The organism is Burkholderia sp. WAC0059, from assembly GCF_002870125.1.
GTDB lineage: Bacteria > Pseudomonadota > Gammaproteobacteria > Burkholderiales > Burkholderiaceae > Paraburkholderia.
The window spans coordinates 19,547-43,868 of sequence record NZ_PNEO01000008.1 but is presented as its reverse complement, the minus strand read 5'-3'; the positions used below and the strand labels follow the sequence as shown (position 1 = coordinate 43,868).

Below are 24,322 nucleotides of genomic sequence, written 5' to 3'. Positions count from 1 at the left end.
GTAGATCCATCGTGTCAGGTTACGGTGCCAACTCAGATTCAGTGAACGCGTGGTAGCCTGAATGACAGTATTCCGCCAACGGTCAAAAGAGCTACGGTACAGCTCAATGCAACGACAAAGGCGCGTGTATAAGCAACTACATCATGACCTGCGCCGAGGTTGCCGTAGAAGACTCCCCCAATAATCGCAACGCCAAGAGTCGCTCCGATCTGAAAAGTCGAAATGACAATGCCCGAAGCCAGTCCTGCATGGCGCGGTTCGATGCCGCCGATCACGGCCTTGATTACCGATGGCATCACAATGCCGTAGCCCACACCAGCGACGAGCAAGCCCATTCCAACAAACGTCGGACGCGCGGCCATCATCGCCCCAATCACGCTTCCGAATCCAAGCACCCGCACGGCAAAACCCAGTGTCAAGGCACGCGGCCCCAGCCAATGCATGAAGTGCGCCGCGGCAAACGACGCCACGAAGTAGCCAATCGCAAAGGGCAGCGTGCGCAGCCCCGCATCAAGCGGTGTCAGATGCAAGCCGTCTTGCAGATAGACCGAGAAGGTCAAGTAGAAGGAAGACAACATGTAGTACAGCAGCGCCATCCCCACACCGATGGACAACCCCAGCTCACGGAACAGGCTTAGATCGACGAGAGGCGCGCCGCCGCGATGCGCCAGTCGGCGCTCGTAGCGCACAAAGGCCAGCAGGGCTAGCGGCGAGGCCGCCAGCATGAGTAGCGTCCACGCAGGCCAACCCGCCTCGCGCCCCTCGATTAGCGGATAAACCAGCAGCCCGAGGGTCGCTGACAAGCGAACGACACCGCCCACGTCCGGGCGTTGCGCATGGTCTGCGCGGGAATCGCCCCGCTCCCTTCAACCTCGGTAGGTTATAAGGCCCAATGGGTGTATGCCAATTCGAGTGAAGTAGTGACCGACAGCGTCCATTGGAGAACTAACGTTCTATCCTTTTGGTTCGTAATGGCCCATGATCCGCGTGGCTACGCCGCTACATCAGCTAAACCTGCCGCGTGGGAGAGCTTCAAACGCACGACCAGAAAATCGATGAACGCGCGCACCCGAGGGGCCAGGTGATGTCCGTTCAGGTAGACGGCATTCAATGGCGCGGCCGACACCGCATGCCGCGGCAATACCTGAAGCAGACGTCCACTCTCGAGATCCTCCGCCACATCCCAGATCGACTTCAATACAATGCCCATGCCTTGCAGCGCCATCGCGTGAACAGCCTCGCCATCGTTGCACGCAATGCGGGCAGTGACCCTCACCGGTCGGGTTCTGCCTTCGCCACCAAAGCGCCACTCGGTCATTGGTGCGGATCCGATCAGGATGCAGTCGTGATGTTCGAGGTCTGACAGATGCTGCGGTTGCCCGCGCCGTTCGAGATAGTCGGGTGAAGCGCACAGTATCCGCCGGTTCTGTGCCAGCACCCGTGCGACCATCCGCGAATCGCGCAGTTCGCCGTAACGGATGGCGAGATCAAAACCACCGGTCATCAGATCGACAACATCGTCGCTCAAATGCAGCTGTATCCGCAGTTGCGGATACAAGACCACGAAATCGGCCAGCAGCGGCACCAGGCGACGACGACCGAAGCTGTTCGGTGCGGTCACCCTGAGCACACCGGAAATTTCCTCGCGCTGACGCGACAATGTGTCGGTAGCCTGCTCCAGCTCATTGACGATTCGCAGCGCGTGTGGGTACAGCTGCTTTCCCTCATCGGTGACGGCCAGCCGCCGTGTACTGCGGTTGACCAGCCGCACGCCGAGCCGCTGCTCGAAGCCGGCCAGACGCTTGCTGACCACCGCCAGCGATAACCCCAGTTCAGCCGCCGCCGCTGTCAGGCTGCCCAGTGCCACCACCCGCTCGAAAACCCGGAGTCCGGGCAGATCGTCGATGCCGTTCATTGTCAACGCCGTGGAAAGAGTGATTTCGTAACATTTCCATTTCATCAAATCTGCCCTGGCATGACAATGATTCGTTTCAATCTGGAGGAATTCGCCATGTCGCAACTCAAAGGAACACAGGTGCTGATCGTCGGCGGCAGCTCCGGCATTGGTGAAGCCACGGCCCTGGCCTTTGCCGAAGCCGGTGCGCACGTCACTATTGCGTCACGCAACCAAGCGAAGCTTGACGCCGCGGCCGCCCGGATCGGCCATGGCGTCGCCACTGCCGTACTCGACACGACGGATGGCAAAGCGGTAGAAACGTTTTTTGCGGGTGCCTCCAGCTACGACCACGCTGTCGTGAGCGCTGCGCAAACCGCAGGCGGACCGGTTCGCGAACTGCCACTGGAAGCCGCCTATGCCGCGATGGACAGCAAGTTCTGGGGGGCCTACCGAGTGGCACGCGCCGTCCGGATCAACGAGCGCGGTACCCTGACCTTCGTCTCGGGATTTCTGAGTGTGCGGCCGGGTAAGTGGGTCCTGCAGGGCGCGATCAACGCCGCACTGGAATCGCTCGGTCGTGGCCTCGCGCTCGAACTCGCCCCATCGAAGGTCCGCGTCAACACCGTGTCGCCCGGCATGATTGCCACCCCGCTATGGGATGGCCTCGACGATACCGCGCGCCAGGCCATGTACGACAACGCCGCCAGCACGCTGCCCGCCCGTGTAACTGGGCAGCCACGGGACATCGCGAATGCCGTGCTGTTCCTTGCGACCACGCCCTACGCCACCGGGTCGACCGTGCTGGTCGACGGTGGCGGCGCCATTGCCTGATCCCAACACATCGCCATCACGGAATACCCCATGAAGATCGATCTTTCCGGCAAAACTGCCCTGGTCACCGCATCCACCGGTGGCATCGGCTACGCGATTGCCGCCGGCCTCGCCAGCGCCGGCGCCCGCGTCATACTGAACGGCCGCAGCGAGGTCTCGGTTACGAAAGCGAAGGAGAAGCTGCTGGGTACGCTGCCGCATGCGCAACTCGACGGTATCGTCGCGGATCTGGGCGATGCCGCGGGTGTGCAAGCCATACTGGACGCCGCGCCTGTAGCAGTGGACATTCTGGTGAACAACGCCGGCATCTACGGCCCCCAGGACTTCTTCGACACCGACGACGCCACGTGGGAGCGTTACTGGCAGACCAACGTGATGTCGGGCGTACGCCTGTCGCGCGCGCTGCTGCCGGGGATGGTGTCGCGCGGCTGGGGCCGGGTGGTGTTCATTTCGTCGGAATCGGCGCGCAACATCCCTGCCGACATGATCCACTATGGCGTCTCCAAGACCTCACAGCTGGCGCTCTCGCGCGGCCTCGCCAAACGCGTCGCCGGCAGCGGGGTCACGGTCAACGCGGTGTTGCCCGGCCCGACCCTCTCGGATGGCTTCGCCGACATGATGAAAGACGAAGTCGCGCGCACCGGCAAACCGCTCGAGGAACTGGCACGAGAATTCGTGATGGCCAACCGGCCCAGTTCCGTCATCCAGCGTACCGCCAACGTCGACGAGGTCGCCAGCATGGTCGTCTACGTCTGTTCGCCACAGGCATCCGCCACCTCCGGCGCCGCACTACGGGTGGATGGCGGCGTGATCGACGACATCATCTGAGACGGAGGACGCCAAATCGCCCGGAAACCCTTTACCAGTAAGGCTCTGGTAAAACACATTTCCACTACCCATACTTCTACCCATATCAAAAAAGACCCGTTTTTCCACTGTCCGGGACGGCCAGATTCCCGATTCCAACCCGCCGAAAGACGGTTCGAATCCCGACTCACCATCGGTAAGCGGCATCGGGAAAAGCGAGTCGACCTGCCTGACCGGTCAGCTACCCATCCCAGAATCCAGAGTCCACCATCAGAGCAGAATCACCTGCTAACCGACGGCTGCCCGGCATGCCACGCCGCTTCAAGCCTCTCCGCGGGCACGCTTCAATTCCTGGTAAATCCTGTTTGCCTCCGGATCGTCCGCCCGGTAGGCGACGTTCTGGGCGTCGCCTCCATCCTCTCCGTTGAGACCCGGTAACGACGCCAGATGGTGAAGAAGATCCTCCTGAGACGTTCGGGCCACGATCAAGGACACGAGATAAGCATCCCAGTTCATGCAAGACTGGCCTGTGGCTCAATGGACAAGGGATGCGGCTGCATAACCCGAAGCATCTGGAAGGCGAAAAACTGGGAGAACCTCAAGCCACAAGCTATCGCACCGCCCGTCGACAATACATTGCTTACGCTCTAGTCCAGGTGGTGTTAGAAATCCATATGTCCGACAGTTTTTGTTAAAGAAAATCCAGAATCTGCGTAGGCTCTCACTGTATCCAGGTCCGCCTCGATGCTCATACTGTTGTCATTCCGGCAGCCACCCTATCTTGCTCACGGGAAACAGTACAACACTAAGTTTGAGACCTGCCTGCTGCTATGCCCAATCAGCCCCAAATCGCTGACCAGTTCCAGCATCAATTCTCAATCGACTGTACTGCACGCAGATAGAAATCTACGGCAAGACATAGGAGACACAGCATGAATATGCGAAGGATTTATCTACCGGCAGCAACGACTGTTCTGACAACAGCAACTGACGGTACGACCTACGCACATTCCTATGTATGCCAAACCATCCGGAGTGACTCGGGCGAATCGAGTTTTGGAACCGTCGTGTTTTCGGGGCATGCGCGCCGTTTTCCTTATGGAAAGGTCACCTTTCTCCATAATCGGCCAGATGCGAATTGCGCGGTTGACAACGCACTTATGGTCAAGATTACACACTCCCATTGTGCTTATCGAACACAACACAATCCAGCGATCCGCTAGGCCGGTCGCCATCATCCACCAGAGAGGCAAAGGACGCGACAGGCAAAAGTTGGAAATCTGATTTATCGCCGTACCGCCATCATGGGAGAGTGGGGTTCGCCGCAGCATCGGCAAGTCCCCCGAACGGCGCGGCGTCTTCGTGCGAGGATAACGTGGCAGATATGACATCACAACCCAGTCAAAAATCTCCTCACATCGGATGGGTCGGCACCGGGCGAATGGGGTACGCGATGGCAAAAAGACTGATCATGGCCGGCTCAAACCTGAGCGTATATAACCGCTCGCGGGAAAAGGCGGAGCCACTTGCCGAATATGGCGCAAGAGTAGTCGAAAGTCTATCTGAGCTGGCGTCGTGTGACCTCGTCTTTACTATGCTTTCGACCGACGACGCCGTCATGGATGTGTTCACTGGGGGCGGTGGACTGCTTGCCGGACCGGATCTATCTGTCCGAACAGTTATCGAGTGCTCGAGCATTTCCGTCGATGCCTCCGCCAAGCTCCGGGAGGTACTTCATCAGCATAACATCAGCATGTTAGCCTCACCGATCAGCGGCAATCCAGGTGTTGTCGAAGCGGGTAATGCCAGCTTCGTGGTCTCGGGGCTGAAGTCTGATTTTGATCTCCAACGTCCGGCCCTTCTGAACATCGCCAGGCAGGCCACCTATGTTGGTACCGGCGAGCTCGCGAGAATCGCGAAGATCTGCCACAACGTATGGTTAGGTGTCTTAACTCAGTCTCTGGCCGAAGTAGTCGTTCTCGCCGAGAAGGCGGGGCTTGCGAGACCGGCATTCCTTGAGTTCCTGAACCATAGCGCTTTGGGTTCGACCTATACGCGGGCAAAGACGCCATCCTGGATCGGTCTCGACTTCTCGACGACGTTCACCGCACCATTGATGCGTAAGGACATGGATCTCGGTCTCGACCTCGCGGATAACCTTGACGTTCCCATGCAACTAGCTTCGACCACTCGACACTTCGTGCAAACGCTGATCAATCATGGGCACATAGACTGCGATTTTTCTGCTTTGCTACTACTCCAGGCTCAATCGTCAGGGCTCAAACTCGCAGACGAAAATCGTCCCAAAGACAGCGAGCCGCCCGCCTAATTCAAGCTGCCGCGCATGTGAGCTGCAGTGCCCTCCCAACCCGTTGTACTGTCTCTCATCACGATTTTTCGGCCGGGCTGGAGCCCGCAAATGAGGTGAACACATTATGCCAACTCTGTTTGATCCACTTTGTGTCGGCGATCTGACCTTGCCCAATCGCATTGTCATGGCACCGATGACCCGCGCGCGCGCTGACGACACGCGTGTTCCGAATGCATTAATGGCGACCTATTATGCCTCGCGGGCATCCGCTGGCCTGATCATCAGTGAAGCAACATCCGTAACACCCATGGGCGTCGGTTATGCGAATACACCCGGCATATGGTCCGACGAGCAGACAGCAGGCTGGAAGGCGGTGACCGAAGCGGTACATTCGGCAGGTGGACGGATTTTCTCGCAGCTGTGGCATGTTGGTCGCATCTCCGATCCAGTCTTCCTGAACGGCGAGCTCCCCGTCGCACCAACCGCAATTGCTGCGCATGGCAATGTAAGTCTCTTGCGGCCACAACGGCCATTCGCGACACCCCGTGCGCTGGAACTTGAAGAGATTCCCGGGATCGTCGCTGCCTACCGGCAGGGAGCGGAACGTGCTCTTGCCGCAGGATTCGATGGCATCGAAATACATGGTGCTAATGGCTATCTGCTTGATCAGTTCTTGCAGGACAGCTCGAACCATCGGGACGACGCATACGGCGGGTCTATCGAAAACCGTGCCCGACTAATGCTGGAAGTCGCCGATGCTTGCATTTCGGTGTGGGGCGCCGGACGCGTTGGGATGCATCTTGCGCCGCGCGGTGACACGCACGGCATGGGAGATTCCAACCCGGTGGCGACGTTCCATTACGTGGCACGTGAACTCGGCAAACGCAAGCTGGCGTTCATTTTCGCACGCGAATTTGTTGCGGACGACCGACTTGGGCCGCAACTGAAGGAAGCTTTCGGTGGAACCTACATCGTTAACGAAAAGCTGACCCCCGAGACAGCTCAACAGTTACTTGACGCCGACGAAGCTGACGCAGCCGCGTGGGGGAAACTGTTTATCGCAAACCCGGACTTGCCCCAACGTTTCAAGCTTAACCTACCGCTTAATCAACCGCAGCCTGAGACTTTCTACGTCGGCGGGGAAAATGGATACGTCGACTATCCATCGGTCGAAGCCTGAGGGCACTGAAAGGTGCAGGGAAACCGACAATCGGCCAGAGCATCAGATATCTCGGCGGCGGTCGGTTTCAAAGATCCCGACTGACCTTCGCGTCGCTTTATCAAGCTTTCCGGAAGTCTACCAGTGACGTTTTTTCCAAACAGAAGAACGTCTACTCTGTGTGTTAATGTCGCTATCCGGCATATAACCTGTTCATCAGACCGTCCGCATCGTCAACAAACAGCGTCCGGGATCAACATCTTCCACCTCGTTCTGCCGCACCATCAGTCGCCCATATCTCCGAATTTTCCGCTGTTGAAATCGGCGATTGCCTGGCGAATCTCCTGCTCAGTGTTCATAACAAATGGTCCGTGCTGCACGACGGGTTCGTTGATCGGCTCACCATTAAGCAATAGCAGATGCGCGTCAGCCGATGCTTCGACAAGTATTCGCTCACCTTCGTTATCGAACAAAGCGAAATCGAGCGCTTGTGCAGCGGTCTCGCCATTGATCACAACCTTGCCGTCGATCACCATCAGCCCGGTATTCTGTCCAGCTGGAAACGCGAATTCAGCGCGCCCGCAGGCATTCAGGCGGATATCAAACATATTGAGCGGGGTGAACGTCTGCACCGGGCCCTTAACGCCGTCGAATTCCCCGGCAATGACACGTACGAAACCTGCATCGTCCGGTAGCACAACCCGAGTGATATCCGCGTCGACAACCCCCTGATACTTCGGAGCAGTCATTTTTGCCCAGCTTGGGAGATTGACCCAGATCTGTGCCATATGCATCGGACCACCGGTCCGGGCGTAACCAACTTCGTGATATTCCTTATGCAGAATCCCCGATCCAGCGGTCATCCATTGGACATCGCCCGGACCAATCACGCCTGAATTTCCTGCGCTGTCGTGGTGCGCAATGCTCCCCTGCCAAGCTAGAGTCACCGTTTCGAACCCACGGTGAGGATGTGAGCCTACCCCACGATCCGACTGGCTCGTTGGAGCATGCACGTAGGGGGCATGGTAGTCGAACAGAAGAAACGGACTGATCCGATGCGCAAAGTTGTGGCCCGACGGAAAATAATTGGAGACACGAAAACCGTCCCCGATCCAGTTAAAACTGGCACCCCGGAATATACCGTTGACCTTGCGTTTGAGGACGGCTTCAGTCTTCGTCGTGTATGGCATGATTGCTCCTTGCCCTGTGAAGGGGGATAGATTTAACGTTCAGATACGTAAATTATGAAGGAATACGGTTGCCCGGCAACTCCATTCCTTGAGACGCTTCGTTGCGACGGTGAGATAGTCGCGTAAGCGTTTCCCAGACCAGTGCCGATCCGGTTGTATTCTCTGTGCAGGGTTATGCCGCCAAGCACCATTTCCGACCTCGCACCAGCTCTGGTGGTCGCGTGAAAGCACAGTGGAGGTGCTCACTGCCGATGATCAAGCGGTCCGTTGTATGTCGAAAAAACGGATGAGAGAACGTATTACGGTGAAAGCCGGCCAAACCAGCGAATCTGCTATCCCGTCAAAACTTCCCGATCGATATTAAAAAGGGCGTATGGGCATGAGTCATGCTCGACGTCTATCGCGCCATTGAACACAACCATGTCACCACCGTTGTCGAGGCTACGAAAATCCAAGCAGTTCGTGCCACACTGACCTGCCTGATTTCTCCGGACCATTTCAATCCTGGAGAACGGCCTCGATTGTTTCAGTTGAACAATACCGCTGCCTGAACTCATTGGGCGTCAGGTAATTCAGGCTTGAATGTGGCCGGATCGCATTGTAGTGACGCCGCCACTGCTCGATCACGACCTTCGCTTCCGGCCGGGTCCTGAACCATTCCAGGCTCAGGCATTCGTCACGGAACTTGCCGTTGAAGCTCTCGTCTGCGCCGTTCTGCCAGGGCTTGCCGGGATCGCTCAACGCCATGTCCATGCCGTTGTCTGCTGCCCACTTCAGAATCGCCCATGACACGAACTCCGGCCCGTTATCCGAACGCAGGTAACGCGGCGCACCGTGCAGGCTGACCAGCTGCGACAGCACCTCAACGACTCGTCCAGACCGGATCGATCCTGCCACGTCGATGGCCAGGCACTCGCGTGTGTATTCGTCGATCACCGTCAGGCACTTCAACTGCTGGCCATTGGCGCACGCATCGAACACGAAGTCGTAGGCCCAGACGTGCCGTGCTGCTGTTGCCGGTTGCGGCCGGGGACGATGCACCGACACGCGCCGACGCGGGCGCTTGCGCGGCACCTGCAAGCCCGCCAGTCGCCACAACCGCTATGCCCGGTCTGCGCTCATCGGATGGCCCTGCCGTTCCAGAAAAATCTGGATACGGCGGTAGCCATAACGTGGATACTGCGCCGACAGGATGCTCATCGCCGCAAGCACCGGAGCGTCCCGCAATGCAAGCTTCGATTCATGGTGCAGCGCTGATCTCGCCACTGACATCAGCGCGCACGCACGTCGCTCCGACAGGCCCCGCGCTTGCGCGTAGGCAACCTGCTTGCGCCGCGCGGGCACGCTCACCATTTTTTTGCGTTGATCTCCTTCATGACGTCCAGTTCGAGATCACGCTCGGCCAGCATCTTCTTGAGCCGTGCATTCTCCTGCTCAAGCTGCTTCAGCCGTTTTACGTCGGACGCTTCCAGTCCACCGAAATGCTGCCGCCAGTTGTAGATCGTCTGCTCGCTGATTCCGTGCTTCTTCGCCACCTCCGCGACCGGAATCTTGTCCGCCTCGCGCAGGATCGTGACCATCTGTTCTTCTGTGAACCGGCTCTTCTTCATGACTTCCTTCTCTCCGTTGGGAGCGCTCCGGAGATCGCGGTCAGTCGAGATGAGAAGATAGGCAGCTACGCCAATCAGGACGACAAACGCATTAACAAGGATGGCCGCATTCCATCCGTAGAACCTGCCGATTAGCGGAGCCAGAGTCGGAACGATGCTCGCGGCGATGAAGCCCCACATGTTCATCCAGCCCCCGACAATCGACGTGGCGCGCCCGCCTATGTCGCCCACGATGGTCCACGATAAAGTCTGAGCCACCCCCGCCATACCGAGTGCCAGACTAATCCAGAGAATATTCCCAACAACAGTCGACGTAGTCGTGCTGGCCACCAGCGATACGACCGCAATCGCGAGCCCGGACGCACACAGGATGTTGCGCGCGACGAACCGGGAACAACCGCGACCCAGCAGGAAATCAGACACCACGCCAGCGGCAATCACAGCGACAACGATGGCAATCCAGGGCACGCTGGCATAGACTCCCAGCGAATGGAAGCTCACGTGTCGCGTCACCTGAAGGAAGTACGGCAACCAGTAGATAAAGAACTGGACACACCACAACGAGGCAAAATAGCCTAGCGCCAGTGCCCAGAAAGATCGCTGCGACATCAGCACCCGCCAGCTCGATTTCGTGTCATTCGCCGGGCCAAGGGTCGACGCGGAGTCGACGACAAGCTCATCCAGTTCTTCACGTCTGATCCAGGGATGCTCAGACGGCCGGGTACGAATGACGACATACCACACGATCGCGAGCACAATCCCAACCACACTGAATACGAAGTAGACGGAACGCCAGCCGAACGCCGAGACAATCGCGACGACCAGTGGCGGGCCGAAGATACTCGCCGCGAATGCCCCCGCATTCATGAGCGAGGTTGCGCGCCCCCGTTCCGCCTCCTTGAACCAATTGCTAAAGAACTGATTGCCGCCCGTGAACATCGGCGACTCCGCCATGCCAAACAGCCCACGGACGACCGCGAAACTGGCCAGTCCGCCGACCAACCCGGTCAATGCGGTAAAGACGGACCATAAGGCTAGCGAAACAGCCAAGACTGAGCGTGACCCGAAGCGCTGGAGCAGAGCCGCAGCCGGCATCTGGGACATGAAATAGCCGACCGAGAACAGCGTCGTCACCATACCAAGCTGTACCGACGAAATTCCCAGTGTCTCCATCAGCGGCAACACTGTCACAGACATGGCAACGCGATCCAGGTATGCGGTAAAGCACAGCATCAGGACGAGCATGCCGCCCACCCATCGAAATGGAATCAGGCGCGCGAAACGCGCTGGGCGCTCGACATTCAATTCGCGCATCAATGTCTCCGGTATCATGTGTATTCGTCGGCCACCGACTGGCAGCCTGCGCAAAGTATGGCGGGCTATGTCGCCGCAACCCGACGGGCTGCGGGACTGCCTGGCCGTTGTGTCACTCCAGACCGAGCCGCTCAATAGCCGCTTCGAGCCCCAACAGTTCGACCGTGGTTCGCCCTGCCCTGAGGGATCTGCGAAAGCTGTCCTCCTTCTCCGCACGTCGTCTCGCCTGCTCCAGAACCGTCTCCGCCTCATTGGCCGTGATCACGACAACGCCATCGCGATCGCCGATGATCACGTCGCCCGTATGCACGAGGGTTCCGCCGATGACAATCGGTACGCCAACCTTCCCGGGCTGATTCTTGCCGGTTCCCTTGATCGACAGACCGCGACAAAACACGGGAAATCGCATTTCCTCGATCGCTGCGGCATCACGCACCGCGCCGTCGATCACCAATCCGGCGAGCCCGCGTAGCTGTGCAGCTTCCGAAAGGACGTCCCCCCACGGCCCCGCCTCGACATACCCTTTCGCGTCGACCACGAGGACATCCCCCGGATTCGCCTTCAACAGCGCGTGATGGAGAATCAGGTTGTCTCCGGGCTCGGCATCGACCGTGAGTGCCCGGCCCCCGAGTCGACTATTCACGTCGACGGGCTTGATGGCCGAGCACAACGCGCCGCGTCCACCCTGGGCTTCATGGACGGTTGCGGCTCCCAAATCGCGCAGCGCGGCAATCACAGCACTCCTATCATTCGCATAGGTCAAAGCAGTCTCCACGTTGGCACTCATGCATCGACCGCTTCGGGCCGCTGAAGTGTGTAATACCGAGCCTGCTTCCTGGCCTCGGCCAGCGTCGCGCCGCCCAGTGTGGCCCGTACAATCGATTCTTCCGCGTCATGCAGACTCAGTGCCCGCACGAACACTTCCGTGGCTCGGATCGCCGGCACAACCACGATTCCGTCCTGATCTCCAACGACGACATCGCCGGGCTCAACGCGTACGTCCCCAAGGCTGACGGCTTCGTTCACGGTTTCCACCTGCACCCGGTCCTTGCCGGTACGCATGAACCGGCCGACGGCATAGAGCGGATAACCGACCTCGTCCGCTTCCGCTGTATCGCGACAGACACCGTTGATGACCGTTCCGGCGATGCCGCGATGCACGCCGAGCCGGCTCAGGATGCCGCCCCACACTGTGCAATCCGTGCGGCCAGCGTTGTCGAGCACCACGACTGCGCCTGTCGGCGTGTCATCAAGGTAATCCCCGACCGTTCCGGGACTAGCCGAATTCACGGGGCCATAGCGCACCGTGTAGGCGGGCCCGAAAATTCGCTTGCCCCCGGCGATATGGCCGATCCCGTGCGCGCTACCAGGCAGGCGTAGCGCATCGAGCGCATCTGATATCTCAGCAGTGCTTAGTTTTGAAGCAGATGGCAACAGTGCTGCGAGTTCATCCATGACTTTCAAAGTGCGTCTCCATGTCCGGGCAGGTCTTGACTACATTATCAAAGCCATTAAACTCGATATCAAACATCGATTTTCGATCAAAAGATCAGTATTTATGAACTTGAAGCAGCTCAGGTACTTCTGCGAGATCGTGGCATGCGGGAGTGCCGCCGCCGCCGCGGAACGTTTGCATGTGGCGCCGACGGCCATCAGCATGCAGTTGTCGTTGCTCGAATCGGATCTGGGAGGCGAACTGTTCGACCGGTCACGACGCCCGATGGGCCTCACTGCGCTAGGGCACTACTTTCACCCTCGCGCCAAGGCCCTACTCGCCGAGGCTAGGGGGCTCGAGGAAGAAACACGAAGCGTCGCGTCAGGTCGAAGTGGCGTTCTGAGCATCGGCTATACTCGCTCCTCGATCTTCACCATCCTGCCGCGAGCCATTCGCGCGTTCAGCACCACCCATCCCAACGTCAAGATCGAGCTGATTACGCTTCTGTCGGAACATCAAAACGAGCAGTTGCTGAACGGCCGAATCCAGGTTGGCATCTCGCGTTATCTCGGCGCTGTCGAAGCCGTCGACGGAATCACGTTCTCGCATCTCATTGACGATCCGTTCGTGGCGGCACTTTCCACCAGCCACCGGCTATCCCGTCGCAAGTCGATTCGTGCCGCGGAACTGGCTGACGACGCTTTCATTGCATATCCACGGGACCCGCAAAGCCATTTTGCTGAGCACACGCGACAACTACTGACGAATGCCTGCGGTACGAATATCGTCGCGACGTACGACGCGAACGACATCCACACCGCGCTGGGCATGATCGCCTCCGGTCTGGGCTACTCGCTGGTGGGAAAATCGGCCGGAGACTGCAATCGCACGGACATCCGCTTCATCAGCGTCGCGGACATCCATGCTGCCGCGCGAGTCGTCGCGGTGACGGCCGTGGGCGAGCACAGCAAAATCGTGTCGACGTTCCTCGACACGTTGACTGCAACGACGGTCCAGCGCTAGCGGTGATCGGGAACAGCTACGAGAGAACAATCCAAAACGTTGCGCGCCCGATCGCGCATGAAAAGCTGATTGCCGTCTCTGACAAACCCGCTATCCGCATGCCAGCGATCCGTCACGTTGCTGGAGCGCAGCTCGCCGGACTCCTGGACGGATTCGTAACATTCGACTGTGTCGATTACCGGCGCCACCGGCTCTCTACCGGTTCGGTTGGTGGTGCGGGCTGCACACACTCCATCACGCCGAGTTGCAGATGACGTTCTGGTCCGACGACCGTTCGCAGCTGTTCTGCGTGCACCGACGACCGATTCGCCCACCGTAAAGCGGGAATCCGGCAGCCAACCGTAGCCATGAGGCATGCCGTCGAATGTCATCCCGCAGCCCGCTTTCAGCCACGCCGCGTTTACGTGATAGAAACATTCGGCTAACCCGTTCCGGAACCGGCGTTCTCTGCCAAATTCTGGTGCCAGCGCCAACGCTCGGCAAGACGTGCGCGGACAAAATCGACAAAGACCCGTACCCACGTGGCGAGATGCTGGCGATTGGCATAAACCGCATGCAACGGAGCTGCCTGTATCGAGTATTGGGGTAAAACCCGTTGAAGACGCCCCGATTCGATGTCATCCCCCCACATCCCAGATCGATTTGAGCGCGATGCCGACACCTTCCAGCGCCCACGCGTGCGCCGCATCACCGTCGTTCGTCATCAGCGTTCCTCGAACCCGTACTGCAGCTGCGTTCATGCCTTCGAATCGCCATTCCGCGTGAGAATGCCGTCCGATCACGATGCACCGATGCCCGGAAAGCTCGCCCGGATGTGCCGGCACGCCATATTTCCCGATATAGCCCGGAGAAGCGCACAAGACCCGAAAGTTTGGTGCCAGCTCCTGGGCAATCATCGACGAGTCGGCGAGCGTACCGAACCTGATTGCCAGGTCGATTCCACTACCCAACTCGCGCGCTGCCGCAGACAAGCTGCCTGCCGCCACGATACGACCGAACGTAACCAAGTTTTGCAGGCTATCGATCATGGCCTGAATATTTAACGAAAAATAAAGAGTCCATTTTCACAAGATCCTATTTCAATCCGATCTGAAAAGCTACAGTGCAGCTTCACCAACATACAGCACCCGCGACACGCCATTAGCGCCGGGGATCGCGTGTGATATGTCACCCGGATCTCCGGTCAGGAATGAAAGACATTATGAATACCTTCAAATCGCAGTCCGTACTGGTAGTTGGCGGTAGCTCGGGCATCGGCGAAGCTGCCGCGCAGGCATTTGCGGCGCGGGGAGCCGACGTCACGATTGCTTCGCGCAATCGCGCGAAGCTGGACAAGGCTGCCTCCACCGTACCCGGGCGACCGTCGCGGTGCTGGATACCGGCGACGCCACCGCCGTCGAAGCGTTCTTTGCGAACCGAAGCGCGTTCGACCACGTCGTCGTCTCTACGGCGCAAACGCCGTCAGGACCTCTCCGCGAATTGCCGTTGGCTGATGCTCATGCCGCAATGGACAGCAAGTTCTGGGGTGCATACCACATTGCCCGCTACGCGAAGATCAAACATACCGGCTCACTAATACTCGTTTCCGGGATGCTGAGCAGTCGCCCGAGCAAAACATCGGTACTTCAGGGGGTGAGCTTCCCCTGAAATTTCGCCTTCCAGCAGGTCGCGTATAAACTCGACCCAAACGAAGGAAAGCAGAGATGTTCAAGGTACCGCATCAGGTGTACACGGCGGAGTTCAAGGAAGCCGCTGTGCAGCGAATCAAGGACGGGCAAGGCGTGAGCGCCGTGGCCCGCGAATTGGGTATGTCGACGCAGACCCTGCGCAACTGGATGAAGGCTTTCGAGGCCGGCAAGCTGAATGGGCCCGGGGCGAAGGCCGTCACGGCGGAACAGATGGAGCTGTCGCACCTGCGAGCGGAGAACAAGCGCTTGCAGATGGAGCTGGAAATCGCAAAAAAAGCGGCGGCGTTCTTCGCGAAGGACCTCCTGTGAAGTTCGCCTGGATTGACACACAGTGCCGGCAATACCCGCTTGCGGCGCTGTGCGGGGTCCTTTGCGTGAGCGTCAACGGCTATCGTGCGTGGAAGCGCGGCGGCGCGCCCGAGCGTCAGCGGCTGACCGATGCGCAGTTGCTCACGTTGATTCGGACGATTCACGCCGAGGTCAAAGGCGCTTACGGCTCGCCGCGCATGACCGAAGAGATTCGCTCTCGCGGCTTCCCAGCCAGCAAAGCGCGGGTAGAGCGGTTGATGAGCGCCAACGGTATTCGCGCCCGCCACAAGCGCCGTTACCGCGTGACAACCGATTCCCGGCACAAACTGCCGGTCGCACCGAACGTGTTGAACCGCAACTTCACGCAGGCCGAGCCCAATCAGGTGTTCGCCTCGGACATCACGTACATCTGGACCGACGAAGGCTGGCTGTATCTGGCCGTGGTGCTCGACTTGTTCAACCGGGAAGTGGTGGGCTGGTCGATCAAACCACGCATGACGGCGGACCTCGTGACAGATGCGCTGACGATGGCTTGGTTCCGTCGTCGTCCCGCACCGGGGGTGCTGTGCCATTCGGATAGGGGCAGCCAGGGCGGATTCAACCGGTCGTCGCAACAGTAGATTGTTGAACAGATCTGAGATACTCGTCCAGAGCTTCAGCAGGAGTCTTCCAGCCGAGTGTTTTCCGGGGCCTAGTGTTCAACGTATTAGCAACGGCCTGAATCTCTCGAGCGCTCCACCGGGACAGGTCTGTGCCCTTTGGAAAGTATTGTCGTAGAAGGCCGTTCGTGTTTTCGTTCGTGCCACGCTGCCATGGGCTGTTCGGGTCGGCGAAGAAGACCTTCACGCCAGACTCAATGGTAAAGCGTGCATGATCGGACAGTTCCTTTCCTCGATCCCAGGTCAATGATCGCCACAACTGGGCAGGCATGCTCGTCACGGTTTTCTTGAGGGCATTGGCCATCGTGACAGCCCATAGCCGGCCAGCGCGGGACCATTCTTCGTCCTGGGAATCAGCCCGTAGCCTTCCTCGCGAGGCAGGTGGATGAGCATGGTGAATCGGCTTGATCGCTCGACCAGCGTTCCGATCGCAGACTGGTTCAAGCCGATGATCAGGTCGCCTTCCCAATGTCCCGGTACAGCACGATCTTGAGCTTCCGCCGGACGTTCGGAGATCATCACGTCTTCGCTGACATGCGCCCACGCCTTGGCTTGCGCCCTGACCCTTGGCACTCTCAGGGCTCGTCCGGTGCGCAGATAGGTCACCAGCTCGCGCTTGAGCGCACCACGCCCTTGAATGTAAAGCGCCTGGTAGATGGCTTCGTGAGAGATACGCATGGTTTCGTCATCTGGGAAGTCGACTTTTAAGCGATTGGCAATCTGCTCTGGTGACCAGCCATTGACCCATTTGCGATCACTGCGTTCTGGCTTATTCCGCCCAATGAACGCAGCTTGACGAGGCCCAGCAACCTTACGTCCTTTAGCGTCATGAACCTGGCCCTCCAGGCGCTCTTGCACATAGCGGTGCAGCCTCGGGTTTGTTGCAAGCTTTGCCGGTTTAGGTCGCCTGGCAAACAGTTCTGCCTTCCACTGTGCGACTGATGCCCGATAATCGAGGCGGCCGCCACGGGTTGCAGCATTACGCGTGAGCTCTCGTGAGATCGTTGACGCGCTGCGGCCAATACGGCGAGCGATCTCACGCACTCCGACGCCTTCGGCTGAGAGTAATCCTATCTCTTCACGCTCAGCAAACGACAAGTACCTACCGGATATTGGACTTGCCATGAACAACGGCATACCGCCACGCTGGCGAAACCAGCGTGTACCTGCCGCCTGGGATACGCCAACTGCCGCAGCAGCCTTCTCGCTTGTGATTCCGGGCGCAACCTGCTCCCAAAACTGGCGCTCAACCTCATGCCGAAGCGATGGAGCACCTGGCGAGCGCATCGCTCCTCGCCCCGTCAACTGTTGTATCCACTTCGATGGACGACCCATGAAACACCTCCTGGATTAAGGTGTTGCGACGACCGGTTGAATCCGCCCAGTACGCGAGCCATGAATTCCAGCGCAAGCTGCGCCGACTACGGCATGCACTGCTCGATGAGCCGGAAGGGAAATTGTTGGGACACTCAGTCCAAAATACGCCTCGAACGTCGGCCCGATCTGACCCGTGCTGGGATTGGCCGAGCTGCCTTGGCATTGACCTGTCGATCAGGTTCCGACGTTCCCCGAGCGTTGCCGGGCTCACCGTTTGTGACCTGATAGGAGCTTTGTTCTGCACCGTGAGTGTCCTGTCCTGCGAGTGGGGTTGGCGATGCGCCCAAGGCATGGAACAAAGCGAAGTGATTCTGGGCGTTGATACGCATCTGGATACACATGTTGGGGCTGTGATCAGCGACACGGGCAGGCTTCTAGGAACGCTATCGGTAGCGACCGACACGGCGGGATATCTCGACCTGCTGACATGGGCGAACTCGTTTGGCCAGTTACACCGCGCTGGGGTTGAAGGGACCGGCACCTACGGAGCAGGCTTGGCTCGCGTGCTACGCGATCACGAGATCGAGGTGCTTGAAGTCAATCGTCCTGACCGCGCCATGCGCCGATCTAAAGGAAAGTCCGATCCTACTGACGCCGAAAACGCCGCCCGTGCGGTCCTCGCCGGAAGGGCCACCGCTATTCCAAAGGAACAGTCTGGCGCCGCCGAGGCGATGCGCGCCGTCTCCGTTGCCAGACGCAGTGCAGTCAAGGCCAGGACGCAGGCTATCAATCAGCTACGGGCTTTGCTCGTGAGCGCTCCCCAAGAAATCCGTGAGCGTCTTCTGAAAGCGAAGACGGCGGAATGCGTTGAGGGTTGTGCCCGTCTTCGCTCGTTGGGCAAGACGCCAATGTTGCAAACGCTCACGACCACACTGCGTTTGCTGGCGAAGCGCTGGCTGACGTTGGCAGAGGAGCTCAAAGCGCTCGACACCATGCTTGACAGCCTGACCAGCCAGCACGCCAGGCGACTTCGCGAACGATTCGGCGTCGGCCCACAGACCGCCGCAGTACTGGTTGCAGTGGCGGGCGACAATCCCGAACGCCTGAAAAGTGAAGCGGCGCTGGCGGCACTCTGCGGCACAGGTCCATTGCAGGCGTCGTCCGGCAAGACGGTCCGGCATCGGTTGAACAGAGGCGATGACCGGTCCGCGAACAACGCCTTATGTCTGTGAATCGCACACCTTATGGACCATTGCGATGGTTCGGATGCGCAGCGATCCACGCACTCGGGCCTACGTCGATCGTCGAACCAAGGAAGGCATGTCGAACAAGGAAATCCACCGCTGCCTGAAACGCTATATCGTCCGTGAGTTGTATCCGCTCATTCTGGCCGATCTCGCCGATTCGACGGCCGCTGCTTGACATAGGAGCGTCAACGCGCCGACGGAAAGCTTCTTCAACAGCCTGAAGAACGAGCGCGTGCATGGCACGAGGTACTGCACGCATCGCGAAGCCGTCGCGGACTTGTTCGAATACATCGAAGTGTTTTATAACCGCAGTCGTCGTCATTCATCGCTTGGCTTCATGTCGCCAACCCAGTTCATGCAAGACTGGCTTGTGGCTCAGCGGGCAAGGGATGCGGCTGCATAACCCGGGGCCTCTGGAAGGCGAAAAACCGGGGGAACCTCACTCCATCAGCACGTGCCCGTGGTGAACGCTAACCAGGTCTTTGCGCGGCACAAGCAATACCAAGAAGGTAACCTGATAACGGTAAAGCCCAGAGGAGGCGTTCGTGCATCGCAACTCGCGACGGAGATAAAGGATATTCGGGCCTTGCAACGGATACCGGGCAAGAAGACACTCTTCGCCAAAGCGTTGAAGCACGATTACATTGCCTTCACGGATGAGCCGGGCGTGCAGATGGTACCCAACCATCAGCTAACCGAATTAGCTTTATTAGCTGCCGATTCGATTCAAAAGATTACCATTACGCCAACAAACGCACCTTTCTGACTATGTCCATAACCCGGGGCGGAGCCAGCACCATTGACCGGATCGTCATTCGCGTTCGCCCCATATGGATCTGTGTAGCCGTTACCCAGACCTATGTTTGAGGTTTTACTGTTTCTCAGATATGACAATTCGGAATATAGCTGAGTACGTTTAGATAGTTGGTAAGTTGCACCCAACGTGCATAGTGTTGCGTTACCGTTACCGTGATTCGCATTCGCGTGATAAACGGCAGCTGTAACAGTAGCCACCGGAGCGATCATCCATTGTGCACCGATCCATTCATGATCAACTGCCGTAGGTAACAAAACGTCTGCCGGCAATGCTGGTGGTGTCTTGACAGATCCATAGACGCCAATATTCGAGGCTTGTGGAGCATTGAGATGCTGGTAACCAGCGGAAATTTTGAAGAGGCCGATCTGATATGCACCACCTGCAAGGATCGATCGGGAATTAACATACACGCTGTCGAACTGCCCATTTCCATCTCGAATTTCGTCGTAGATAACCATTAGCTCGAGACCTGCCCTCTGGTAGGTTACCTGAAGGCCATCCGATCGCCCTTGGCCGCTTCCGGGAAGCCCTGACCCTGGTGAATTGGACAATTGTGTCGGCTGGCTGCTCCCCTGGTTCCAGGCTGGACCGTTGCTGAAATCGTATTGCCCAATCACCGTCAAACCTGCAACGGCTGGTGACGTATATTCAAATCCGTTTCCCGCATACGCCCAATTCCGTCCGCGCACCAGCGTCTGAATCGCATATGCGTGCATAAGTTGCGGATCTACGTCGAAGCTGTTCTGAACAACCTCGCCCGCGCCCAGATTGCCCAGCTTGATGGTACCCCACGACGCGCTTTGCAAGCCCACGGTCGCGTGTCTCGCAAAGAGACTATTGCTTTCATATCCCCCTGCCTGCGTGTTCAACCCCATTTCCAGCTGAAAGACAGCCTCAAGGCCGGCACCTAGATCTTCGGCTCCCTTCAGCCCAAGCCGCGATTCCCAAAAGTCGCCCGATCCCATCCCCAACCTAGATCCACCTGGCAATCCTGCCGAGTACGCAATGTCATTGTCGATAATTCCATACAAGGTGATGCTATTCTGAGCGTGGACACCAGCAGCTAAAATTGCCAATGGCATCACTCCCATAATTTTTTTCATTCCGTCTCCTAATTATTTTTTTTATAAATTCCTTTCCATCACAATATATAGAGTGTGATTAACTTGACGCTATCCTGTACATGATAATTTCCTGCCAGCCAACGGATCAAACTGGAGCATATCCCCCTTCCACTTGACTGACTTCCAGTGCTGTTGGTACAGCGACGCCCGGACGAAGTCTGGTCCATACCTTATCGACGATGTCCTGCACGGACAGTCCATATCGACGAAACAGATATTCGCGGCTACCGGATTCTGCAAACACATCGCCAATTCCGACGCGAATCAAGGGAATACCGAGGCCGGCTTCGGCGACCGCTTCAGAAACCGCCGAGCCCAACCCACCAATAACCGAGTGGTTCTCGACCGTCACGATAAGCCGGGTACCTCTCGCCGCATTAACAATGGTCGAGGCATCAAGCGGCTTGATTACGGGAGTACTCACCACGGAGGCGGCAACACCATTCTCGTCAAGCGCCCGAGCGGCGGCAATTGCTGCGGGTACCATCATTCCGGACGCCACGAGACACACGTCGTCACCGGTGCTGAGCACATGAGCGCGATCTAGCGACAGTTTGTGACTTTCGTCAAAGATAACCGGAATCTCGCCGCGTTTCAGACGCAGGTACACAGGACCGCGATGGTCAGCGGCAATCTGTACCGCCTGTGCTATCTCGTTGGCGTCGGCCAGATCCAGTACGACCATGTTCGGAAGCGCGCGCATCAACGCAACGTCGTCGATCGCCTGATGACTCGGACCGCCCGGGCTGGAAAGTCCAGGCATGAACCCGACAATCTTGACGTTCAGTGCCGGATAAGCCACCGCCATCGCGATCTGGTCGTAGCAGCGCCGCGTGCTGAAGACACCGAAACTATTGACAAACACCGTATGCCCTGCACGCGCGAGACCGCCCGCGATACCCATCATGTTGGCTTCAGCCATACCTACGTTAATGAAGCGTTCACCGAGCGTGTCACGGAACAGATCCGTTTCAGTCTGCCGCGTAAGATCAGCCCCCAGACAGATTATGTCCGGCCGCTCGCGCGCCAGTTCGACCAACGCCTTGCCATAGGGTTTAAGAACGACATCATAGGATGCTATAGCCACAGTCCGCTCCAGATTATTAAACATACCCATCTTTTTCAGAGATACTCAGCAACCAGATTCCAACGTCGATTCAATCGAGCGTTGCCTCCAACTCGGAAAGAACTCGGGAAGTCAAGTCCGGGTCGAGTTTCAGAAAGTGCCCGTCCGCAGTTGAGGGAATTGATTCCATGTTTCCGAGAATATGGGTACGAGCTATCACGACCAGAGGCTTTCCGTCTTCTTCCGGCGTATTGAACGCTTCGCGTAGGGCACTGACGTTGTGCCCGTCCACCTCGGCGACCCGCCATCCGAATGCGCGCCATTTGTCCTTGACCGGCTCGATGGTCGTTACCGACGTGATCGCACCATCTACCTGTGAGTCATTGGCATCGATCACAACAGTCAGGTTGCCGATGCGGTGATGTGCAGCAAACATCGCCGCCTCCCATAACTGCCCTTCTTCCATTTCCCCGTCGCTGACAAAGGCGAAGACGTTCCGACCGTCGCCCGCATAGACTGCGGCCAAGGCCAGACCGATCGCACCCGACAATCCCTGGCCCAGCGAGCCGCAAGTTATGTCGAGCACCGGTGTGCGCTCCGTACTGATCGCTTCCAGGAGTGCACCGTCATTGCCATACGCCAACAACTCCTCGCGATCGATCAGCCCAATCTCTGCAGCGACCGCGTAAAAGGCAATCGCGTAATGTCCGGGAGACAACACGAACCGGTCGACACCGGGGCGGAGTGGGCCATCCGGAGAAAAAAGCGTCGCGAAAATTTCCGCCGAGGACAGTGCCTGACCAAGATAGCCAAACCCCTGAATCGCGACCATGTTGGTGGCATTCAGACGAATGCGGGTTGCGAGCCGCCGTACGGCGCGTTCGTCGCTATTTTTTGGATGATTCATCAATAATTCTCTGCCGGTTATGATAGAATTCTCGATTCTTCGCAACAGCTCAGCCACTACGGGAGCGTGACATATTGCTGAGTGCATCGGGTCTACTATGTCTTGATCACAAAAGGATCCTGCAACTCGGTTCCAAGCTCACACCACACGCTCTTGGTCTGCAGAAACTGGTAAATTGATTCGATGCCGTTCTGACGGCCGAGGCCACTTGCCTTGTATCCTCCGAAAGGAGAATTGAAGGCCAGCGCACGGTAAGTATTCAGCCACACGGTCCCAGCCTGCAAACGCCGCGCCATCATCTGCGACCGTCGCAAGTCGCGAGTCCAGACGCCGGCCGCAAGGCCAAAACGTGATTCGTTGGCCAGTTCCACGACCTCGTTCTCTTCGCGAAAGGGCGTGACTGTAAGGACCGGCCCGAACACCTCGTTGCACATCAGGTCGCTATGTGCCTGCGCGTTATGAATGATTGTCGGCTCAAAAAAGAATCCCTCAGGGAAGTCCGCAAGTGTCGTCCGGCGCCCGCCACATAGCACTTGCGCACCTTGATCGATCGCGCGCTGAACCATGTCTTCGTCCTTACGCAACTGCTGCCTTGTCGCAATCGGCCCCATCTGCGTGCGAGAATCCATAGGATCACCAACAACAATGGCACGTGTACGCGCCACGAGTCGTTCGACGAACTTGTCGTAGATCGACGCATGGATATACGCCCGGCTGCCTGCGACACAGGATTGCCCTGCGGCAGCAAAAATGCCCGACAGCACCCCAGCCTCGGCAAGATCCAGGTCCGCGTCGTCGAAGACGATATTTGGACTCTTACCGCCGAGTTCGAGCGTACATCCGATCAGACGCTCCCCCGCCTTCGCAGCGATTGAACGGCCAGCCGCATCGCTGCCGGTGAACGCGATCTTGCTGATCCCTGGATGGTCTACAAGCGCCTCACCTGCACCCCGTGTGCCGGTAATCACATTAAGCACGCCGGACGGGATACCAACTTCGTCGGCCAGCTTTACCAGCTCAATTGCCGAAGCCGACGTCACTTCAGATGGCTTGATGACGATCGTATTACCAGCGGCAAGCGCTGGTGCAACAGACATCATCGTCAGGAATGTCGGCGAGTTCCACGGCACGATCACCGCAACCACGCCGAGCGGCTCACGCAGGGTGTAATTGAAAACGCTGGTGCGGTCCAGCGGAACAACCGCTCCTTCTATCTTGTCGGCAAGGCCACCGAAGTAATACAGCCAGTCTTGCGCGGCTCGTGCCTGGGTATGCATTTCAGCAAAAAGCTTGCCGTTTTGCTGCGTCTCCAGCCGAGCAATTCGATCAGCATGCTCCAGAATCCGGTCGGCCCACTTCAGCAACAGCCTGCCGCGCCGCGTTGGCGACAATCCGCCCCATTCACCGACAAAAGCGTGATGTGCGGCGTCAACGGCAAGGTCGACGTCGACCCGCTCCGATTCGGCGAAGCTGCCCCAGTCGCGACCAGTCGTCGGATTGACGGAAATGAACCGTGTGTCATCGACCGGTGCCCGATCGACTCCACCAATGAAATTTTCGTAGACAATCAGGTTCGAGCTTTCGGTCACGTCAGTTCCGTGTACGGTGAGT

At 58.2% G+C, this 24,322-nt stretch carries 16 protein-coding genes and 7 pseudogenes; 10 read left to right on the top strand and 13 right to left on the bottom strand.

Going from position 1 to position 24,322, the window contains the following annotated elements; genetic code table 11:
• Nucleotides 1-38 precede the first annotated feature (38 nt).
• Both CY652_RS09935 and CY652_RS09930 read right to left on the bottom strand, forming a co-directional pair.
• On the bottom strand, nucleotides 39-725 hold the full coding sequence (locus CY652_RS09935; RefSeq protein ID WP_258002262.1) for an MFS transporter: 687 nt from the start codon (nucleotides 723-725) through the stop codon (nucleotides 39-41).
• A 266-nt stretch (nucleotides 726-991) separates the two neighbouring features.
• Nucleotides 992-1,915, bottom strand: a complete 924-nt coding sequence (locus CY652_RS09930; RefSeq protein ID WP_102130697.1) for a LysR family transcriptional regulator — start codon at nucleotides 1,913-1,915, stop codon at nucleotides 992-994.
• A 66-nt stretch (nucleotides 1,916-1,981) separates the two neighbouring features.
• Here CY652_RS09930 and CY652_RS09925 point away from each other — a divergent pair, with 66 nt between their 5' ends.
• From CY652_RS09925 to CY652_RS09905, 4 genes are all read left to right on the top strand, one after another.
• A complete protein-coding gene (locus tag CY652_RS09925) occupies nucleotides 1,982-2,728 on the top strand; it encodes an SDR family oxidoreductase (protein ID WP_374703647.1) in 747 nt (248 codons plus the stop codon).
• A gap of 30 nt (nucleotides 2,729-2,758) precedes the next feature.
• Entirely contained in the window at nucleotides 2,759-3,556 is a 798-nt protein-coding gene (locus CY652_RS09920; RefSeq protein ID WP_102130541.1) for an SDR family NAD(P)-dependent oxidoreductase, read from the top strand.
• 1,363 nt (nucleotides 3,557-4,919) lie between these two features.
• Nucleotides 4,920-5,864 (top strand): NAD(P)-dependent oxidoreductase, encoded by a 945-nt coding sequence (locus CY652_RS09910; protein ID WP_102130539.1) that lies wholly within the window; start codon nucleotides 4,920-4,922, stop codon nucleotides 5,862-5,864.
• Nucleotides 5,865-5,970: 106 nt separating this feature from the next.
• Nucleotides 5,971-7,026, top strand: coding sequence for an alkene reductase (locus tag CY652_RS09905; protein WP_102130538.1), 1,056 nt, complete (start codon nucleotides 5,971-5,973; stop codon nucleotides 7,024-7,026).
• Nucleotides 7,027-7,289: 263 nt separating this feature from the next.
• On the opposite strand, the gene CY652_RS09900 is transcribed toward CY652_RS09905, so the two are convergent.
• The 5 genes and pseudogenes from CY652_RS09900 to CY652_RS09880 all read right to left on the bottom strand — a co-directional run bounded on the left by CY652_RS09900 (nucleotide 7,290) and on the right by CY652_RS09880 (nucleotide 12,574).
• Nucleotides 7,290-8,195 (bottom strand): pirin family protein, encoded by a 906-nt coding sequence (locus tag CY652_RS09900; protein ID WP_102130537.1) that lies wholly within the window; start codon nucleotides 8,193-8,195, stop codon nucleotides 7,290-7,292.
• Between the two features lie 498 nt (nucleotides 8,196-8,693).
• A pseudogene (locus tag CY652_RS09895) lies at nucleotides 8,694-9,805 on the bottom strand (IS3 family transposase).
• 159 nt (nucleotides 9,806-9,964) lie between these two features.
• Nucleotides 9,965-11,038 (bottom strand): annotated as a pseudogene (locus CY652_RS09890) (MFS transporter); the annotation flags it as partial.
• Between the two features lie 193 nt (nucleotides 11,039-11,231).
• Complete coding sequence (locus tag CY652_RS09885) at nucleotides 11,232-11,906, bottom strand: 4-carboxy-4-hydroxy-2-oxoadipate aldolase/oxaloacetate decarboxylase (RefSeq protein ID WP_102130536.1); 675 nt, start codon at nucleotides 11,904-11,906, stop codon at nucleotides 11,232-11,234.
• Nucleotides 11,903-12,574 (bottom strand): RraA family protein, encoded by a 672-nt coding sequence (locus tag CY652_RS09880; RefSeq protein WP_102130535.1) that lies wholly within the window; start codon nucleotides 12,572-12,574, stop codon nucleotides 11,903-11,905. Before CY652_RS09880 ends, CY652_RS09885 begins: the two co-directional genes overlap by 4 nt.
• Here CY652_RS09880 and CY652_RS09875 point away from each other — a divergent pair.
• On the top strand, nucleotides 12,573-13,577 hold the full coding sequence (locus CY652_RS09875; RefSeq protein ID WP_102130534.1) for a LysR family transcriptional regulator: 1,005 nt from the start codon (nucleotides 12,573-12,575) through the stop codon (nucleotides 13,575-13,577). The two genes, CY652_RS09880 and CY652_RS09875, sit on opposite strands and share 2 nt — an antisense overlap.
• Before the next feature lie 617 nt (nucleotides 13,578-14,194).
• Here CY652_RS09875 and CY652_RS25105 read toward each other — a convergent pair.
• The gene (locus tag CY652_RS25105) at nucleotides 14,195-14,605 is read right to left on the bottom strand and encodes a LysR substrate-binding domain-containing protein (RefSeq protein ID WP_374703646.1); all 411 of its coding nucleotides are present in this window, start codon (nucleotides 14,603-14,605) and stop codon (nucleotides 14,195-14,197) included.
• Nucleotides 14,606-14,775: 170 nt separating this feature from the next.
• On the opposite strand from CY652_RS25105, the pseudogene CY652_RS09860 reads away from it, so the two are divergent.
• Both CY652_RS09860 and CY652_RS09855 read left to right on the top strand, forming a co-directional pair.
• Nucleotides 14,776-15,209, top strand: a pseudogene (locus CY652_RS09860) (SDR family oxidoreductase); the annotation flags it as partial.
• 71 nt (nucleotides 15,210-15,280) lie between these two features.
• Nucleotides 15,281-16,164 (top strand): annotated as a pseudogene (locus CY652_RS09855) (IS3 family transposase); the annotation flags it as partial.
• 7 nt (nucleotides 16,165-16,171) lie between these two features.
• Here CY652_RS09855 and CY652_RS09850 read toward each other — a convergent pair.
• A pseudogene (locus CY652_RS09850) lies at nucleotides 16,172-17,568 on the bottom strand (IS30 family transposase).
• Between the two features lie 332 nt (nucleotides 17,569-17,900).
• Between CY652_RS09850 and CY652_RS09845 the strand changes: the two are divergent.
• From CY652_RS09845 to CY652_RS23925, 3 genes and pseudogenes are all read left to right on the top strand, one after another.
• Nucleotides 17,901-18,972, top strand: a pseudogene (locus CY652_RS09845) (IS110 family transposase).
• A gap of 12 nt (nucleotides 18,973-18,984) precedes the next feature.
• A pseudogene (locus tag CY652_RS09840) lies at nucleotides 18,985-19,200 on the top strand (IS3 family transposase); the annotation flags it as partial.
• Nucleotides 19,201-19,260: 60 nt separating this feature from the next.
• The gene (locus CY652_RS23925; RefSeq protein WP_146010054.1) at nucleotides 19,261-19,563 is read left to right on the top strand and encodes a hypothetical protein; all 303 of its coding nucleotides are present in this window, start codon (nucleotides 19,261-19,263) and stop codon (nucleotides 19,561-19,563) included.
• Here the strand turns inward: CY652_RS23925 and CY652_RS09830 are convergent.
• The 4 genes from CY652_RS09830 to CY652_RS09815 all read right to left on the bottom strand — a co-directional run bounded on the left by CY652_RS09830 (nucleotide 19,524) and on the right by CY652_RS09815 (nucleotide 24,300).
• Entirely contained in the window at nucleotides 19,524-20,717 is a 1,194-nt protein-coding gene (locus tag CY652_RS09830; RefSeq protein WP_102130532.1) for a porin, read from the bottom strand. The genes CY652_RS23925 and CY652_RS09830 overlap by 40 nt on opposite strands.
• A gap of 106 nt (nucleotides 20,718-20,823) precedes the next feature.
• Entirely contained in the window at nucleotides 20,824-21,849 is a 1,026-nt protein-coding gene (locus CY652_RS09825) for a transketolase family protein (protein WP_102130531.1), read from the bottom strand.
• Between the two features lie 46 nt (nucleotides 21,850-21,895).
• Nucleotides 21,896-22,711 carry a transketolase gene (locus CY652_RS09820; RefSeq protein ID WP_102130530.1) on the bottom strand — a complete coding sequence of 272 codons (816 nt, stop codon included), beginning with the start codon at nucleotides 22,709-22,711 and terminating at the stop codon, nucleotides 21,896-21,898.
• Nucleotides 22,712-22,806: 95 nt separating this feature from the next.
• Nucleotides 22,807-24,300, bottom strand: a complete 1,494-nt coding sequence (locus tag CY652_RS09815; protein WP_258002260.1) for an aldehyde dehydrogenase — start codon at nucleotides 24,298-24,300, stop codon at nucleotides 22,807-22,809.
• Nucleotides 24,301-24,322: the final 22 nt, after the last annotated feature.